The following is a 17435-nucleotide window of genomic DNA, read 5'->3' on the forward strand; positions in this document are numbered from 1 at the left end:
CTCGAGGCGGTTCGGGAGGCTGCGGGGACGCCCGCACGCCCGGCAGGTGTCAGTCGATCATGCGGATGAGGGCGTCGGCCGCGACGGCGCCGCGCCCTTCCGGCAGCACGAAGAGCGGATTGACGTCGAGCTCGACCAGCCGGTCGGCGTGGCGCTCGGCGAAGGCGGCGATGGCGAGGATGGCCTTGATGGTGCCGCGGATGTCGCCGCGCGGCTTGCCACGGAAGCCTTCGAGCAGGCGGGCGACGCGCAGGCCCATCAGCTTCTCGCGGATCTCCTCCGCGCTGGCGGGCAGCAGCATCACCGCGGCGTCCTGCAGCACCTCGACCAGCACGCCGCCGGCGCCGATCGTCAGCGTCGGGCCGAACTGGGGATCGCGCACCACGCCGACGATGAGTTCCGCCACGGCGCCCTCGACCATGCGCTCGACCAGGAAGCGCTCGCCCAGATGCAGCATGGAGGCGACGGCGTCGGTGACGTCGGCACGCGTGCGCAGGCCGAGCTTGACGCCGCCGACATCCGACTTATGCGCGATCCGGTCGCTGTGGATCTTGATCGCCACGGGAAAGCCGAGCGCCGCCGCCGTGGACGGCGCCTCCACCGCGCCGGCGATGCGGCTCGGCGGCAGGTCCAGGCCGTGGCGGCCGAGCAGGTGCTTGGATTCATGTTCGCTGAGCAGGCGCGCCTTGGCGACGTCGATGAGCGCGGCCCGCTTGAGCGGCACCAGCCGGTCCCGCCGCCCGCGGGCGAGGCCGTAATCGGCCCCGTGCGAGATCGCCGTCAGGGCGTCGCCGATGCCCTGCATGGGCAAGATGCCGCGCGCCATCAGCGCCTTGGCGTCGTCCTCCCGCATGTTCTCGGGCAGAGAGGAGACGACCGCCGCCCGCGCGCCGGTGGCTGCCGCGGCCTCCGCCATCGCGGCGCGGGCGGCGTCGAAGCCGCCGTCGGGGACGAGGCCGCGATCGGCGCGCGGCTGGTCGAGCACCAGCAGGTTGAGGTCGAAGCCCGATTGCAGCATCTCGCCGAACACGGCGGCGTTGGCCTGCCGGTCGCCCCAGATATAGGTGTGGTAGTCGAGCGGATTGGCGACATGCACCTTCTCGGTGAGGAGTTCCTGCAGCCGCGCCGCATTGTCGGGCGGGATCGGCCCGAATTCGAGCGCGCGGTCGGCGGCGAGGTCGGCGATCAGCGCCGCCTCCCCACCCGAGCAGCTCATCGAGGAGATGCGCCGGCCCGGCAGGCCGCCGAACACATGCATGAGCTTGAGCGTCTCGATGAAGGCCGGCACGTCGTTGAGGCGGGCGATGCCGTAGCGGGCGAACAGCGCGTCGTAGAGCGAATCGGCGCCGGCGAGCGAGGAGGTGTGGCTCATCGCCATTTCGGCGCCGATATGCGAGCGGCCGGTCTTCAGCACCACGAGCGGCACGCCCTTTTCGAGCGCCTTGATCGCGGCCTTGGAGAACAGGGCGGCATCCTCGATGCCTTCGATATGCAGGCCGATGGCGGTGACGCGGTCGTCGGCCAGCAGCGCCTCGATATAGTCGCCATGGTCGCCGACCGCCTTGTTGCCGACGGCGATCACATAGGCGATCGGCAGGCTGCGGCGCTGCATGGTGATGTTGAGGGCGATATTGCCGGACTGGGTGATGATGGCGACGCCGCGCTCGACGCGCTCGGCGCCGTGGGTGTCGGCCCACAGCACGCAGCCGTCGAGCAGGTTGAGCACGCCGTAGCAATTGGGCCCGACGATCGGCATGCCGCGCGCCGCCTCGACCAGGCGCTCCTGCAGGACAACGCCCTTGCCGCCGATCTCGGCGAAGCCGGCGGCATAGCAGACCGCGGCGCCGGCGCCGCGCTCGGCGAGGGCCGCGACGATGTCGACGGTCGGCTCGCTCGGCGTCGCCACGAAGGTGGCGTCCGGTGCCTCGGGCAGGTCCGCCACCGTCCTGTAGGCCCGGTGGCCGGCGATCTCGTCCTTGTCGGGATGAATCGGCCAGATCGGGCCGGCATAGCCGATGCGGTCGCATTCGCGGATGATGATCGACGCCAGCCGCCCTCCCGCGACGGCGATATGACGAGGTTTCAGCAGGCGGCGAAGGCCATCGACGAGAGACATACGGGGAACCTATGGGAGGGAATGGCAGTGCAGGGGGCGGCACGCTAGAGGCATGCTTCTTGCTACAAGGTTGACGAGCGGATGCGTTTCGTCAATCGGCGCGTGGAAGCGTTTTGGATCTGCGATGGAGGGATCCTCGATTGTTTGCAAAATCAAACCTAATCGTTATTATTTAATTCGATTAGGGAGTGCTTCACGATGGCGCGGGTGACCGACACGAAAGTTTTGACCGCTCACATACCTTTGCCGTTGGCGGACAAAATCGACGCCCTCGCAGCTCGTCTCGAGCGTTCGCGGGGCTGGATCATCAAGCAGGCCCTGGCGGATTGGATTGATCAGGAAGAAGAGCGCGACCGTCTCACACGCGAAGCTCTCGCCGATGTGGATGCAGGGCGCGTCATCGACCACGAAAGCGTTCTGGCATGGGCGGAAAGCCTCGGCACTGACGAACCGTTGCCGGTGCCTCGCCGGTGAAAGTTCAGTGGACCGAAAAGGCCCTTTTGGACCTCGCCCGGCTCCACGATTTTCTTGCCCCCGTGAACAGAAGTGCTGCAGAGCGGGTGGTCAAGATGCTTTCGGCCGCGCCGACGACTCTATCGCTGAATCCTCGTATCGGGAATCGACTGGAGGGGTTCGCGCCGCGTGAGGTGCGCCGAATTGTCATTCAGCACTATGAAATGCGCTATGAAATCCGCGATGCGACCCTTTTCGTCCTGCGCCTGTGGCACACGCGGGAGGATCGCTGAAACCGGGATATTGCCCATGTCGTCACGGGCCGCATAGACGCGATCCACACGGCACGCCGGAAGCTGCAATCCGGCTTCCTCCTTCACTTCCCCTCGTGCGGGCGCAGCATCTGGCGGGCGATGATCAGGCGCTGGATCTCGCTGGTGCCGTCCCAGATGCGCTCGACGCGGGCGTCCTTCCACCAGCCGGCGATGGGCAGCGTGTCCATCAGTCCCATGCCGCCGAAGGTCTGGATGGCGCGGTCGGTCAGCCGGCCGAGCATCTCGGAGGCGGCGAGCTTGGCCATGGCGAAATCGGCGTCGGTCGCCTTGCCCTGGTCGAGCAGCCAGGCGGCGCGCAGCGTCAGCAGGTCGGCGGCTTCGAGCTCCACCATCAGGTCGGCCAGCGGGAAGGACACGCCCTGGAACTGCGAGATCGGCTGGCCGAACTGCTTGCGCTGGCCGGCCCAGGCCAGCGTCTCGTCCATCACCCGTCGCGCCCGGCCGACCGAGGTCGCCGCGACGGTGAGGCGGGTGGCGCCGAGCCATTCGCTCATCAGGTCGAAGCCCTTGCCCTCCTCGCCGAGCAAATTGCCGGCCGGGATCTCGCAATCGTCGAAATAGAGCTCGCAATTGTGGTAGCCGCGATGCGACAGCGCCTGCGGACCGGGCCGCACCGTCAGGCCCGGGGTGTCCTTGTCGACGAGGAAGCCGGAGATCTGGTTGCGCGGGCCGCGCCTGGTTTCCTCGGTGCCGGTGACGGCGAACAGGATGATGAAGTCGGCCTTGTCGGCATGGCTGATGAAATGCTTCTGGCCGTTGACGACGTAGCGCTCGCCCTTGCGCACGGCGCGCGTCTTCATCGAGCGGACGTCGGAGCCGGCGCCCGGCTCGGTCATCGCCAGGCAATCGGTACGCTCGCCCCGTATCGCCGGCAGGAGCCAGCGCTCGCGCTGCTCGCCGACGCAGCCCTGCAGGATGTTGGAGGGCCGCGCCACCACCATCTGCAGGCCGTAATTGGCCCGGCCGAGCTCGCGTTCGAGCAGGGCGATCCCGACCGCGTCGAGGCCGCCGCCGCCGAGCTCGACCGGCATGTTGGCGGCATAGAGCCCGAGATCCATCGCCTTCTGCCGGATCCTGGCGGCAACGTCCTCCGGCACCTCGTCGGTGCGCTCCACCAGCGCCTCGTGGGGATAGAGCTCCTCCTCGACGAAGCGGCGGACCGTCTCGACCAGCATCGACTGCTCTTCGGTCAACGCGAACTGCATGGAACTCCCCTGGCTTCCTGATCCGACGTCAATCTCGGCGATTTCGCCGCGGGCCGGCAAGCCCGCGGCGACACCGATCAGGCATAATCCGACGCGTCCATCTCGATGATCGTGGTGGCGGCCCGGGCCGAGGCGGCGAGCAGCGCGGCCCGGACCTCCGCGAGGGAGCGCGCCATGCGGTGGTCCGCCCCGAAGGCCTTCGCCATCGCGGCGAAGTCGGTGGCATGCAGGCGGACGCCGAGCGGCGCGATCTGGTAGCGGACCATGTATTCCTCGATCTCGCCATAGCGCCTGTCGTTCCACAGAAGGACGATCACCGGCGCGCCGGCATCGGCGGCGCTGGCGAGTTCCGGCATGGTGAAATGCAGGCCGCCATCGCCGATGATGCAGACGACAGGCGCCTCCGGCCGGCCGACCTTGGCGCCGATCGCCGCCGGCAGGGCATAGCCGAGAGTGCCAAAGCCGGTCGCCGCGCTCATCCAGCGCCGCGGCGCCGGCGGCTCGGCGAGGAAATTGCCGCCATAGCTCGCGGCGGTCGAATCGGCGGCCACCACCGCGTCCGGCAGGACCTCCCAGATCGCCTCCAGCAGCGGCAGATGGCGCGTATAACGCGGTTCGGCGCCGTCGAGCCGGGCGGCATGCAGGCGCTGCGCATAGGCCTCCCCGCCCGGACGCGGGCGCGTCAGCAGGGGCGCGAGCAGGGCGGCGAAGCGGCCGGCATCGCCGACCACCGGCAAAGCGGGCACCGCGTTGCGGCCGAGCTGGCGTGCATCGATGTCGACGCGGATGACCGCGCCCTTCAGGCCGAGCCCGGCATCGCCGTACCAGAAGTCGGTCTCGCCGAGCTCGGTGCCGAGGGCCAGGACGACGTCGGCTTCGTCGAGCATGGCGTGCTGGGCCGCCGTCAGCACGCAGCCGCCCGCGAGCAGCGGATGGCCGCCGGGCAGGATGCCCTTGGCGTTGGTGGTGAGGAGCGTCGCCGCGCCGAGCGTCTCGACGAGCGCGCGGACGGCCGGCGCACCCGCCACGCAGCCGCCGCCTGCGATCACCAGCGGGTTGCGGGCTGCGTCGAGGAGGCGCGCCGCCGCTTCGACGTCGTCCATGCACGGCGGCGGCGGCCCGGCCGGCCGGCGCGCGCCGCTATCGGGAACGAGGAAGGGCTCCGACAGGAGATCGATCGGGATCTCGATCAGCACCGGGCCGGGACGCGAGGAGGCGAGGAAGGCGAAGGCCTCGTCCAGGGCCGGGACGAGCTGGCCGGCGGTGAGCACCGTCAGCGCCAGCGCGGAAATCTCGCGCCCGACGATCGACTGCCCGCGCAATTCGTGCAGGCGTCCCTCGCCCCGTCCGAGGGTCGCCCGCGGATTGAGGGTGGTGATCACCAGCATGGGGATGCTGTCGGCGAGCGCCTGTGCCATGGCGGTCGCGGCATTGAGCAGCCCCGGGCCGGTCACGATGAAGCAGGCGGCGGGCCTTCCGGTGGCGCGGGCATAGCCGTCGGCCATGAAGCCGGCGCCCTGTTCGTGGCGGGGCGTGACATGGGTGAGGCCCGATCCGGGCAGGCCGCGATAGAGCTCGACGGTGTGCACGCCGGGGATGCCGAACACGGTGTCGATGCCGCGCTGGACCAGCAGCCCGGGGATGGCGGAGCCGAGAGGCGGATGGTCGGTCATGGAACCCCTTGGGAGCGTGGACATCCTGTCCGCCTCTTTGTCTTCTGTGACGTTTCCGATGTTGTGTGACGTTTCCAAGCGGCGGACGGGATGTCCGCGCTCCGGCGTTCAGGCCGCCTTGCCCTGGCTGAGGCGGATGGCGAGGCGGATCATCCGGCTCGCCGCCTCGCGCAGCATGGGCGCCTCGGCGGTGAGGCTGACGCGGACATGCCCCGATGCCTGGCGGCCGAAGGAGGAGCCCGGCATCACCGCCACCCGTTCCTCGTCGAGCAGGCGCCAGGCGAAGGCCTCGCCGTCGAGCCCGGTGCCGGAGACGTCGACCATGGCGAACATGCCGCCTTCGGGCATGGCGCAGCGCAGGCCCGGCGCGTTGGCGAGCGCCTCGGGAAAGATCGCGGCGCGGCGGGCGAGGACCTCGACCATCTCGGTGCATTCGGGGAAGGCGGCGCCGATGGCCTTCGCCGCGGCATCCTGGATGAAGGGCTGGGCGCCGAACAGCATGGTCTCCGACACCGGCAGCAGGCGGTCGATGAACTCGACCGGGCCGACGCACCAGCCGGACCGGAAGCCCGGCAGCATATGCGACTTCGAGATCGAGGAGACGACGACGGTGCGCTCGGCGCCCGCCGGCAGGTCGAAGGGCGAGGCGAAGGCCGCGCCATAGGCCATCGTCTCGTAGACCTCGTCCGACACGATCCACAGATCGTGCCGGCGGCAGACCTCGACGATCTCGGCGATCTCGGCCGCCGAAAGCGTCGCGCCCGTCGGGTTGTGCGGCGAGTTGAGCAGCAGCGCCCGCGAGCGCGGCGTGATGCGGGCCTCGATGTCGGCGGCGCGCATGTGGAAGCCGTTCGCCGGGTCGAGCGGCACATAGGCAACGTCGGCGCCGGACGAGCGGATCACGCCCTCATAGGTGGCGTAGAGCGGATCGCCGACCAGCACCTCGTCGCCCGCCTCCGCCAGCACGCGCATGGCGGCGTAGAGGGCCGTCTGCGTGCCCGGCATATAGGCGACATTGCCGGCGGTGACCGCCCGTCCCGTCCGCGCCGCATATTTGGCGGCGATCGCCTCCACGACGACGCTCTCGCCCCGCCCGCCGGTATATCGGGTGCGCCGGGCATGCAGGCCGGCGATCGCCGCATCGATCAGCGCCTGCGGCGCCGGCGTGTCCGGCTCGCCGATGGTGAGCTCGATGATATCCTCGCCGCTGCCGACCCGCCGGCGGCTCTCCTGATGCAGGACCCACTTGTCCGCGCCGAGGCCCGCCAGACGATCGGTAACGGAAGCAAAGCGCACGGCGGACTCCTGGCAGGCCTTCGAGGATGAGGGATGGGAACGGCCAATAGCACGGTCTCCCGGCCGGCGTAACCCCGGGCAGGCCTTGATTCCACCCGCCGCGACGCCGCACTTTTGTCCGTTTAATGAAGCATCGCACCGCCACCGGCACGCCGAGCTGCGTCAGCCGCTGATCGATGAGAACGAAAACAGGCCCGGCTTGTCGTCCATCTGGTCGGGGGCCGCCATGACGATGCCATGCTCCAGGTTGGGCCGATGAATGTTCCATCCGATCGACATTTCCATATTCCTGTCGTTCGTGATCCGCAGGCCGCGTTCGTTGCGCCGCATGCCTGCCCGGCCTGTCTCGTGCGCCTGTATGGTCTCGATCTTCTGGACATGCGTGCCGAGGAAGGCGGCCATGTACGGCGAACCGTAGTCGGGGTCTGATGCTTCGATCGGCACGATCGGGTCTGTCCCCGGTATATCTTTTCGCATATCCGCGAGGGTGGGAAATTCCCTTGTATGCTGAAGGGCAATGGACCGATTCTCTCCTAGCCGCCTTAGAGCGAAATTGTTCAGACTGTAGAATATCCAGCATTAGAGAAGTAATTTCTGCATTCGGACGGGGAGAAGCGCGGGAGAGTTTTGGCGATTTCGTCCCAGAGATCGTGGATGGATCGGGTTGCAGCCGCGCGCAGGAGAGCTTTGAGCTTTGCGAAGAGGTTCTCGATCGGATTGAGATCGGGGGAGTAGGCGGGCAAGTAAAGCAGTTCCGCCCCTGCGGCCTCGATGGCTTGGCGCACACCCGGGACTTTGTGGCTGCTCAGATTGTCCATGATGACGATATCGCCGTAATTGAGGGTGGGAACGAGGATCTGCGCGACATAGGCCTTGAAGCAATCGCCGTTGACTGGGCCGTCGAGCACGCAGGGAGCTGTCAATCCCCCGCTGCGCAGAGCGCCAATGAAGGTCGTGGTTTTCCAATGGCCATGCGGCACGTAGTCGATCAGGCGCTGTCCGCGCTTGCACCTGCCGTAGTGGCGCGCCATCGCGGTCGAGGCCCAGGTCTCGTCAATGAAGACCAGACGCGAGGGCCTCAGCCAGATTTGGTTGCTGTGCCATTTGCGGCGAGCGGCCGCGACATCGGGGCGTTTTTGCTCGCTGGCGTGGATCGTCTTTTTTTATATGTCAGCCCAAGCCGCTTGAGCATATGCCACATCGGGGCATGGCTGATGCTGACCCCCAATTCTTCCTCCGCCCAGGCCCGCAGATCCGCGACACGCGCATCCGGATCCGCCGCGACCTTGGCCCGCAGAACCTCTTCATGCTTGGCAAGCTTGAGCGGAACATGATTGCGCTGGGGGCGGGCACTGACCTCCCCCGTCGCGCACCGCCGCGCTGCCGCCTTGTAGATGTAGGACACACTCACCCTGAAGATTGGTGCGATCGTGCTCGCCGACATCCCGCTATCCAGCGCCCCAAGCACACGATCTCGCAAATCCTGCGAATAGGCTTCACCACGCTTCGTCATGCTTCATCTCCGGAATAGCCCGGAAACCTATGAATCACACTAAGCCATCCAGTGGAATCCCTTCCGATTCCACTCAGACAAATTCCGCTCTAATGCACGGCGATAAGCTTTTGACGGCCTGAAGCGACGATTTGGTTGCCGTTGCGGTGGTTTTCCACGCGCCTCGTCAGGCGCCGGGATTGCTCCGTCGTGATGGCAGTCTTGGGTTTGCAGGTTGGGGTCGACGGGTTTGTTTCGGGGCGTGTGCGCCCCATCGTTATGTCGCGAGTTGGGGGATGCGATCGAGGACGATGCGCAGGATGCGCTGGTCGGGGCACGATGTCGGCAGGTGCAGGCGGATTTGCGATTTCATCTCGACCACCCGCGCGGCGATTTTGATGAGGCGCACTCGCAGCGTGTCGAATTGGGCGACGGCAAAGCTCGAGCGCCTCGGCATCGCGGCCCGCAAGCCCCACATCAGCCAGTAAGCACCGGCATGCAGGAATAGACGGAACTGGTTGGCTGTCGCTCTGGTGCAGGAGGTGCGGTCGGCGGCAAGATGCGTCTTCCACGACTTGATGTGGTTCTCGGCCGCGCCGCGCCGGCAGTAGACATCCTCGTAGAGCGCCTTGGCCTTCCCACCGGCAAGGTTGGTGACGACGAAGCGGGTATCGGCACCTTGGGCGCCGACCTCGACGCGGGCAATGATGCGCTCCACGCGGCTCCAACTGACGGCGCCGTCAAGGAACTCCTTGAAGCGACGGACCTTGCCCGTCTTGGTCGACGCTTCCAAGCGCGCCGTCGTGCTGGCCTCCAGATCCGAGACATGCTCGCGCAGCGTCGTGGTGGGCGCCAGGCCGAGGATGAAGTCGACACCATTGGCGCGGCACCAGTCGATGACCGGCGGACTGCAGTAGTGGCTGTCGGCCCGGATCAGGATCCGAGTGTTCGGCCAATTGCTCCGGATCGCCCGCACGAGGCGGCGCAGGTGGGGACGGATCTCAGCCCCGCTCGGCCGCTTCGCCGGTCGCAGGACCGCACCAACGAAGCGACCGGCACCATCGAACACAACAATCGGCTGGAAGCCGTATTCGTCGTGATGGGCATTGAACAGGCGGAGCTGTTGGCCTCCGTGCACAGCGTCGAAGGTGTCGTCAATGTCGAGCACGATCCGCTTGGGAACCTGTCGGAAGGAGGCGCAATAAAGGTCGACCATCGCCCGGCCCATCGCGACCAGCTCTCGCACGCCGGGCAGGTTCTCCAGCCGGCACAGCGTCGATTGCGAGGCCAGATCCCGACCCGACGGCAGCGCATCCTGGGCCATCTTGAAGACCGGATCGCGGCGCAGCCGGTTGGCGTCGTTGCCGTCCTCGTAGCCGGCGGCGATCATCTTCATGCGAAAGCCGATCATGTCCGCCAGGCTGTGGACGACCTGATCCGGGTTGCGCGGATCGTCGATGCAGCGCGCCAGACGCTCGGCCACCCGCAACCGCTTTTCCACCTCGGCCAGAGCCAGAACGCCGCTGTTGGACGACAGCATGCCGCCGTCGAAACGGGCGACGACGGACTTGCCCCGAACAGATGACAAACCGCTCAGCGGCAGCGTAAGATCATTCATGGCGGGTGTGGTCTCCGGCAAATGGTTGGATCGGCTTAAGCAACCAAATCCTACGTCATTTCAACGGCTTGCACCACATCCGCCAACCACCGTGAATTTTTCGGGCCTAGTTAGGGCCGGATTTAGCGTAGAACCAAAACCGACCCTGGTGATCTCATTGATGTAAAGCCCGAAGGAGCGCGAGAAGGCTTTTTATTTCAAATCCATATGTAATTCGATATTCAAAGAACAATATCCTGTTCTCCGACCTCCGTTACCTTGTTGTCGATCATCGCAACACCAAGCCCGAGGCTTGTATCCCACGTACAATCCAACAGAAAAACAATTTTGTTCTCCCATATCCCATAATGCGGTTTTATAATTATTGCCTGCAACGAAACCAAATCTTTCAGTCCATTGACATCCGAGACGATAGGCATCAGCTCGTCAGCAGAGTCTCCTAAATCATTTCGCAAATTATTCAAAATAGAAAGATAATATTTATAAATTGCATTTTCAATATCACTAAAGCATTTATTTTTATTCCGATCGAATTTGAGGAAGGTCTCTTGTTGTTCAGTCGACGGCAATATATCGGGTTCTTCCCATTCTACTTCTAGCTCAACCTCCTTACTTTCACCAAACATCGAAACTCTATAATTTCGAATCCAGGCCCACTCCGTCTGATCGAGTTCCCCGAAGACCGGATCATTCAGTTTCGTTATCATCGTCGCCTTCCTCTTCTTGATCATAAAGTCTATAGACGGCGTTGAGCTCGCCTACACCTCCAATATGGGGGTAATATTTGTTTATAATGCTCGGAATAAGCTGAAGTGTTCTCAGGTCCTCTTTTTCGTGCCAGGTATATCCATTTGCGATCCGCCAGCGGGCGACATCCCTAGGCACAACACCGATCGCTTTATTCTTCGCCTCTATACCCAGCTCTTTTATCAGTTCAGGCCTTTGGGCGATGTACTTATCGCCTGCGCGGAAATTGTCACGTCTAATCCTCGACATCTGGTCAAGTTGAACGTTCACGCGAGAATGAGGATCGTAATTGGGATAGCCGAAGCGATACTCGATGCCTCGGTAGTTCGTCGCCGCCTGCGCGTCTGGGTTATTGGAGAGAAGATAGCCATTGCCCCTCGTTCCAGCCACCCAAGTTCCTGATTCGTTCCCTGTTCTATCCAATATCTGTTTCCAAGTCGAGTTGTTTCTCGTCACGATCCCTGTGGATTCGTCAAACGAAAAGGACATCATTCTGCGAGGATCGAAAAAGTTTTTTCCCATCGGCGATTTTTTCGCCAGGGTACCCCATGGTCCGAAGATGGTGGTATTGTTCAGTTTGGTGTAACCGTCGGTCCACGCCCCCGAGAAATCCGGCAGAGACGATGACTTTGTTCCTGTTTTGTTCTTATCCGTTTTCGCTTGAGAGGCTTCGGAAGAAAGCGGGTCACTGCTGACCAATACATTTGGAGCGGATTCTGCTTGGTTCCCCTTGGCCAAGGTGCCGTCTCGGGCCGGCAAACCCGCTGTTGGGAAACTGGGTCTTGCTGCGCCATCTCCCGAATGTTGCCCGTTTCTCAGTCGGTAGTTGTATTTTGCTATGTTAATGGCGGAGGCTGGAGGTACTCCACTATTCACGAGTCCGTCATAGTCGATCTTGTCGTACGGATCGTCTGTGCCGTGGCTCGGCGGGAGCTGTATAGGTTGCGGTGCTTGCGACGCATCTGCAGTCGGTGAAGCGGGAGATGCCTTTGCCGTTGTGGGCTCGGAGGTGTATTGCTGCGGTTTTTGCGCCGCATCGGGATCGCCCCACCAAGGCTCGACGGGGGTAGACCAGAAAATTCCGGGGTCTATCTTTCTGATCGCGACAACGACTGCATTGCCCCCCTCTTTTGGATTGGGGGCAAACCGAAACTCGTATTCGCCGGATTCATAAGTTTTTTTATAGTCATCAGGCTCAGGCAAGCGGCGCATAGCTCGCCGGCCGGCATTTATCTGCTCATTTATATATGAAAAAGCGTATGCCCGGGCTCTGTCAGTATCCTCTGGACTAAGAGTAACAGCAGGAAAGGACATGACGAAGTTACGAACATAACTAGAAACGAGTGGAGATACCTCTGTTCCGAAATGAATGTCTTTGTTGACAGAAAACCCTCTCATAGAATATGTCTTGGGAACAAGTGTCCCGGGATAGGGCTCCGACATGTCGTAAGGTTCGATCATGTTCTGGATAAGCGCGGAGATGAGCAAGTCGCCGACACTCGACATGGCCGCTCGTCCCCCGAAGCGGCCGCTAAATTTTCCCAGGGACCTATTTGCCGCGGGCTCTTCCGGCATGCCGATGTAGCCGACGCGGGCGGTTGATCGCGGGCTCGCATCCGCGCCGGCGGCCGCCTCGCTCGAAGGCGCATCCGGTGTCGGCGCCGCGACATAGGCCGGCAAAGCGGGGTTGTTCGTGCTGTTGTCGAAGGCGTACCGCGTCTCCAGAGCCGTCGTGGGAAAAGCGACGTAGCGCGACGGTGTCCAAGGGGCGCTCTGAAGGCTTGCGAAATCCTGGTTTGCCTCGGCTTCCGCAGCACTCCGGTCGCCGCCGTTGATCCGGATTGCGTTCTGGATCATGCGGGCGCGCAGGGTGTTCGCGCGCTCGGCGGCAGGATCGCCGGTGAGGCGCGCATCGTATATCCGCGGAGCGATCGCAGATCCGAGATCTATGCCGGGCCCGTTCAACGGCCGGCGTAGATAGGGAAGGCTCGCTGTATTCGCCGCAGCAACGGGGCTTGAGACGTCGTTATCCTGGCTCCCCGATCGTGTGGTTGACAAGGCACCTTTCTGGACATTCGGATCGACGAGAAGCGCCTGTGCAAATCTGTCGCCTCGAGCCTTGTTGCCACTGGCATAGGCAGCCGCTGCCGGCTCCAGCATGGGTGGGAGGCCGGCCTTGACGAACTGGTCGAACAGAGCCTGCTGCTGGCCGGGATCCTGAACCGCCGCGATGGTGTCGCGCAGCGGGCCGATGCGCTCGGCCATCGGCCTGCTCGTATCGGCGAAGGCCCCGACGATGGCCGAGGCCATGGCCCGGGGCAGATAGCGCCGCTCGCCTGCCGGCACGCCGGCGGCATCCATCAGGGCGGCGGTCCGGCCGACGAGGCTCGGCAGGGTCCGGCGCAGCGTGGCGGGATCGGCGCCTTCGAGGGCCTGCCAGTCCTGGGCGAGAGCGGGATAGAGCTTGCCGAGGGTGCCGACCGGGTCGGCGGCGCGCTCGGCCCGGTAGCGGGCGACGGCGGCGGCGGCGTGGGCGAGGAAGCGCTGGCCGTCAGGGTCGGTGGCGGTCGCGTAATGGGCGAGCGCGGCGTCCTGGGCGGCGTCGGGCTGATGCAGCAGCGCGGTGATCGCCGGCGCGTCCTTGTTGACGAAGGCATCGGCCTCGTCGAAGCGCCGGGCGCCCTCCTCGGGGCCATAGGCGGTGACGAAGGTCTGCCGGTCCGGCGGCGGGCCGTCGAGCCGGCCGGTGAGCGGCAGGTCGGCGAGGCGCTGCTGCAGCCCGGCGACATCGGCCCGGGCGGCGGCCTGCTTCTGGGCCTGCTCGATCTGCCAGTGCAGGGCGAGCTGCCGGCGCTGCGCCGGGGTGAGGGCGTCGACGCTGGGGTCGACCGGCCCTTCGTCCATCAGCAGCGGCAGGACGGCCCGGTCCTGCGGCGAGAGCTTGACGCCGAGCGCGGCGAGGCCCCGGCCGGAGGGGTCGTCGCCATGGCGGCCCTGCCAGGCGGCGGTCTGCAGGGCCTGCTGCGTCGCCGTCCATTGCGCTGCGCGCGCCGCCGCCGGCACGCTCGACTGGTTGGCCTGCTGCGCCTTCAGCACGCCGAGGGCGGAGGGCAGCAGGCCGGGGCTGGCACGGACCTGGTCGGCCATGGCGGCGGCCGACTGGCCGAAGGCGGCCTGCTCATAGGTGCCCCGTCCCTCGAATTCCATGCGGGCGGCGGCGAGCGAGGTGCGGTCGCGGTCGAGGGTGAGCAGGCCGGCATAGGTCTGGCGGTTGGCGGGCGAGACGGTCTTGAGGAACGCATCGTCCGCCCGGGTGCGGCCGGCCATGACGGCGTCGTGGAAGCCGGTGGCCTGCGGCGCCATGCCGGCCCGGGCCTGCTGCAGGGTCTGGTCCTGGGTGAGGCTGTGGCGCTGGAAGGCGACCTGGTCGTCGAAATCGGCCTGCTGCTTCTGGCGCTCGAACCAGCGCTGGCCGACCTGTTCGACGGTCAGGCCGAGCTGTCGCAGCGCCCTGGCGGCGTCGTCATAGGCCTGGATCTGCGGCGCGGAGGGCACGGCAAGGCCCTCCTGCGCCACGTAATCGGGAAAGCGGGGCAAGGCTTGCTCCAAACAAAAGCCCGCCGGTGAGGGCGGGCCGGGTGGGTTCGGGAGCGGGCCGGGCAGTCAGTGCGGATCGGGATCGGGACAGGGGGCGACGCCGGACCTGTGGGCGCGCGGGCCATGCCCGCGCGAGGACGATCACGGCGTCCGAAAACGCAAAACGCCCGAAGCAAAGCTCCGGGCGCCCGATGTCGTCATAGTCTCAGCCTGCCTGCCGCAAGCGGAGGAGTCAATGTTTCGTACGCTTTTTGTTCCATCGTCAGCGGCAAGCCGCCATCGACCAAGGAGGAGGAAGATCGATCGGCTCTGCAGCGGAGCGGCCGGGAGCCCTCTGCCGGCCAACTCACCCTCGTCGGCGGCTGCAGCGCCCTGCGGGCGGCAGCGGCATCGAGGCGTCGTGCGCCGCACCCCGGCGAATGGCCCCCACCGAATTCGACAGGAGGGTATGAAAATTTTGCAATGCTCGAAATTTCATGAAGCTGTAGGATGAATCGATTTATAAATTCTCTGCTGCAATGCGATATCGCATTGCGGCGGAGGCATTCGTAATTCCTCGAGCCTCGTATTTCCGCATGCCGGGCATCCTGCCGGCCGTGCTGCAATTCGTTTTGTCCGCCCCTTGCCTTTCGAAAGTCTCGTCGTGACCCAGCCGGCCACCGCCTCCCTTTCCGATTTCTCCCCCCTTCCCGTCTCCCGCCGCTTCGGCGCCGGCTGGATCGAGCTCGCGCTCGCCGTCGGCGGCTTCGGCGTCTGCTCGGGCGAGTTCGCCAGCATGGGCATCCTCCCCAACGTCGCGACCGGGCTGCAGGTGAGCGAGCCGCAGGCCGGCCACATGATCAGCGCCTATGCGCTGGGAGTGGTCGTCGGTGCCCCGCTCATCGCGGTGATCTCGGCCCGGATGGCACGCCGCACGCTCCTCCTGTGGCTGATGGCCTTCTTCGCGCTCGGCAATGTCGCGAGCGCGCTCGCCCCGACCTATGCCTCCCTCATCCTGTTCCGCTTTCTCGCCGGCGTGCCGCATGGCGCCTTTTTCGGCGTCTCCTTCCTGGTGGCCGCCAGCATGGCCGAACCGAGCCGGCGCGGCCAGGCGGTCGGGCGGGTGATGCTCGGCATCACCCTCGCCACGCTGGTGGGCTCGCCGCTGGCGACGCTGCTCGGCCAGCTGCTCGGCTGGCGCCTCACCTTCGCCGCCGTCGGCGGCATCGGCGCGCTGACGGCCCTGCTGATCGTCATCTTCCTCCCGCTCGACCGGGCCTCGCCGGGCGCGAGCCCGCTGCGGGAACTCGGCGCCCTCCGGCGCAAGCAGGTCTGGCTGACGCTAGGTATCCCCGCCATCGGCCTCGGCGGCATGTTCTCGGTCTATTCCTATGTCGCCTCGACGCTGACGCAGGTCTCCGGCTTCACCGCCGCCTTCGTGCCGGTGGCCCTGGTGCTGTTCGGCATCGGCATGAATGTCGGCAACATGGTCGGCTCCTGGCTGTCCGACCGCGCGCTGATGCCCACCATCGGCGGCATGCTGGTGTGGAACGCCGGGGTGATGGCGCTGTACTGGCTGACGGCCGCCAACCCCTGGGCCGTCTCGCTCTGCATCTTCCTGATCGGCTGCAACTTCGCCATCTGCCCGGCGATCCAGATGCGGCTGATGGATGTGGCGGGCGACGCGCAGACGCTCGCCGCCGCCCTCAACCACTCCGCCTTCAACATCGCCAATGCGCTCGGCGCCTGGCTCGGCGGCGTTGCCATCGCCGCCGGCTTCGGCTGGGCCTCGACCGGCTGGGTCGGCGCGCTGCTGGCGATCGGCGGCCTCGCCGTCTTCGCGGTCTCCTGGTCGCAGGACCGGGCCGACGGCCGCGTGCTTCAGCCGGCCGCCGAGAGCGCGGCGGCGGCCTGACCGGCGGCGAAGCGCCGCCGGTAGTCCCGCGGCGACAGGCCCGTCACCCGCTGGAAGACCTTGCGGAACGCCGCCGGATCCTCATAGCCGACCGCCCATGCGACCTGATCGACGTTCCTCGCCGTCAGTTCCAGCATCGCGCGCGCCTTGCCGACCCGGAGCTGCTGGTAATATTCGGTCGGCTTGAGCCCCGTGGCCTTGGTGAACCGGCGCAGGAAGGTGCGCTCCTCGAGGCCCGCGGTCTCCGCCATCGCCGCGAGCGTGACGCCGCGCATGCCATCGTCGTCCTCGGCCAAGGACTGGAGCCAGCGCTGCACCTTGAGGATGGCCTCGTCGCCATGGCCCAGCGGGGGCGAGAAGCTGCTGTAATAGCGCTGCTCGCGCCCGGGCGGATCGACCAGCAGGAAGCGTGCCGTCTCCAGCATCACCGCCGGGCCGAGCAGGCGGTCGACCAAGCACAGTCCGAGATCGGTCCAGGCCATGATGCCGCCGGCGGTGATGATGTCGCCCTCGTCGATGATCATCCGCTCGACCTCGACGCGGATATCCGGGAAGCGGCGCGACAGCGTCTCGGCGAAGCTCCAATGCGTCGTCACCGCCCGTCCGGCGAGCAGGCCGGTCTCGGCGAGGAGGAAGGCTCCGGCGCAGACGGAGCACAGTGTCGCACCATCGACATGGCGCTCTGATAACCAGCGGGCGAAGGGCGCCGCGACTTCGTGCGTCGGCAACGCACCGAGGGCCGGCAGGACGACGACCGCGACGGGCCGATTGGCGCGTCCGCCATGGGTGTCGGCCACGCAGACGACGTCCGTCCCGCCCTCGGCCATCCTCCACTGGCTGACGCGCAGGCTCGCCGTGCGGGCGCCGTTCAGCGCGAGCGCCGTATCGTTGGCGGCGTCGAACAGGTCGATCATGCCGTAGACGGCGGCGGTGCGCACGCCCGGATAGAGCAGCAGGGCGATCTCGAAGGGATTGTCATCAGCCGGCATTTTGTCAGTTTTGCCCCGAT

General features: G+C 65.8%; 13 protein-coding genes. 3 read left to right on the forward strand and 10 right to left on the reverse strand.

The features are described 5' to 3' along the window. Positions 1–49 precede the first annotated feature (49 nt). Positions 50–2116 (reverse strand): acetate--CoA ligase family protein, encoded by a 2067-nt coding sequence (locus J3R73_RS25890; protein WP_307434060.1) that lies wholly within the window; start codon positions 2114–2116, stop codon positions 50–52. A 198-nt stretch (positions 2117–2314) separates the two neighbouring features. Here J3R73_RS25890 and J3R73_RS25895 point away from each other — a divergent pair, with 198 nt between their 5' ends. Together J3R73_RS25895 and J3R73_RS25900 are read left to right on the forward strand one after the other, a co-directional pair. Continuing rightward, a complete protein-coding gene (locus J3R73_RS25895) occupies positions 2315–2590 on the forward strand; it encodes a CopG family ribbon-helix-helix protein (protein WP_307434062.1) in 276 nt (91 codons plus the stop codon). After that, positions 2587–2862 carry a type II toxin-antitoxin system RelE/ParE family toxin gene (locus J3R73_RS25900; RefSeq protein ID WP_307434065.1) on the forward strand — a complete coding sequence of 92 codons (276 nt, stop codon included), beginning with the start codon at positions 2587–2589 and terminating at the stop codon, positions 2860–2862. Before J3R73_RS25895 ends, J3R73_RS25900 begins: the two co-directional genes overlap by 4 nt. An 83-nt stretch (positions 2863–2945) precedes the next feature. On the opposite strand, the gene J3R73_RS25905 is transcribed toward J3R73_RS25900, so the two are convergent. The 8 genes from J3R73_RS25905 to J3R73_RS25940 all read right to left on the reverse strand — a co-directional run bounded on the left by J3R73_RS25905 (position 2946) and on the right by J3R73_RS25940 (position 14532). After that, positions 2946–4109 (reverse strand): acyl-CoA dehydrogenase family protein, encoded by a 1164-nt coding sequence (locus J3R73_RS25905; RefSeq protein ID WP_307434068.1) that lies wholly within the window; start codon positions 4107–4109, stop codon positions 2946–2948. 77 nt (positions 4110–4186) lie between these two features. Further along, entirely contained in the window at positions 4187–5782 is a 1596-nt protein-coding gene (locus J3R73_RS25910) for a 5-guanidino-2-oxopentanoate decarboxylase (RefSeq protein WP_307434070.1), read from the reverse strand. Positions 5783–5890: 108 nt separating this feature from the next. After that, positions 5891–7078: a pyridoxal phosphate-dependent aminotransferase gene (locus J3R73_RS25915; RefSeq protein WP_307434074.1), complete on the reverse strand. Its 1188-nt coding sequence runs from the start codon at positions 7076–7078 to the stop codon at positions 5891–5893. Positions 7079–7240: 162 nt separating this feature from the next. Next, positions 7241–7522, reverse strand: coding sequence for a hypothetical protein (locus tag J3R73_RS25920; RefSeq protein WP_307434076.1), 282 nt, complete (start codon positions 7520–7522; stop codon positions 7241–7243). Between the two features lie 113 nt (positions 7523–7635). Further along, a protein-coding gene (locus J3R73_RS25925; RefSeq protein WP_307421350.1) for an IS630 family transposase occupies positions 7636–8591 on the reverse strand; the annotation gives its coding sequence in 2 pieces (ribosomal slippage) (positions 7636–8243 and positions 8243–8591; 957 coding nt in all). A 256-nt stretch (positions 8592–8847) separates the two neighbouring features. Next, the gene (locus tag J3R73_RS25930) at positions 8848–10188 is read right to left on the reverse strand and encodes an IS1380 family transposase (protein WP_307434078.1); all 1341 of its coding nucleotides are present in this window, start codon (positions 10186–10188) and stop codon (positions 8848–8850) included. A 221-nt stretch (positions 10189–10409) separates the two neighbouring features. Further along, complete coding sequence (locus J3R73_RS25935; RefSeq protein ID WP_307434081.1) at positions 10410–10895, reverse strand: DUF6985 domain-containing protein; 486 nt, start codon at positions 10893–10895, stop codon at positions 10410–10412. Further along, complete coding sequence (locus J3R73_RS25940; RefSeq protein WP_307434083.1) at positions 10876–14532, reverse strand: HNH endonuclease signature motif containing protein; 3657 nt, start codon at positions 14530–14532, stop codon at positions 10876–10878. Before J3R73_RS25940 ends, J3R73_RS25935 begins: the two co-directional genes overlap by 20 nt. A gap of 643 nt (positions 14533–15175) precedes the next feature. On the opposite strand from J3R73_RS25940, the gene J3R73_RS25945 reads away from it, so the two are divergent. Beyond that, positions 15176–16426, forward strand: coding sequence for an MFS transporter (locus J3R73_RS25945; RefSeq protein WP_370880014.1), 1251 nt, complete (start codon positions 15176–15178; stop codon positions 16424–16426). Here J3R73_RS25945 and J3R73_RS25950 read toward each other — a convergent pair. After that, a complete protein-coding gene (locus J3R73_RS25950; protein WP_307434084.1) occupies positions 16393–17415 on the reverse strand; it encodes a GlxA family transcriptional regulator in 1023 nt (340 codons plus the stop codon). The two genes, J3R73_RS25945 and J3R73_RS25950, sit on opposite strands and share 34 nt — an antisense overlap. Positions 17416–17435 lie beyond the last annotated feature (20 nt).

The organism is Labrys monachus (assembly GCF_030814655.1).
In the GTDB taxonomy this organism is placed as follows: Bacteria; Pseudomonadota; Alphaproteobacteria; order Rhizobiales; family Labraceae; genus Labrys; species Labrys monacha.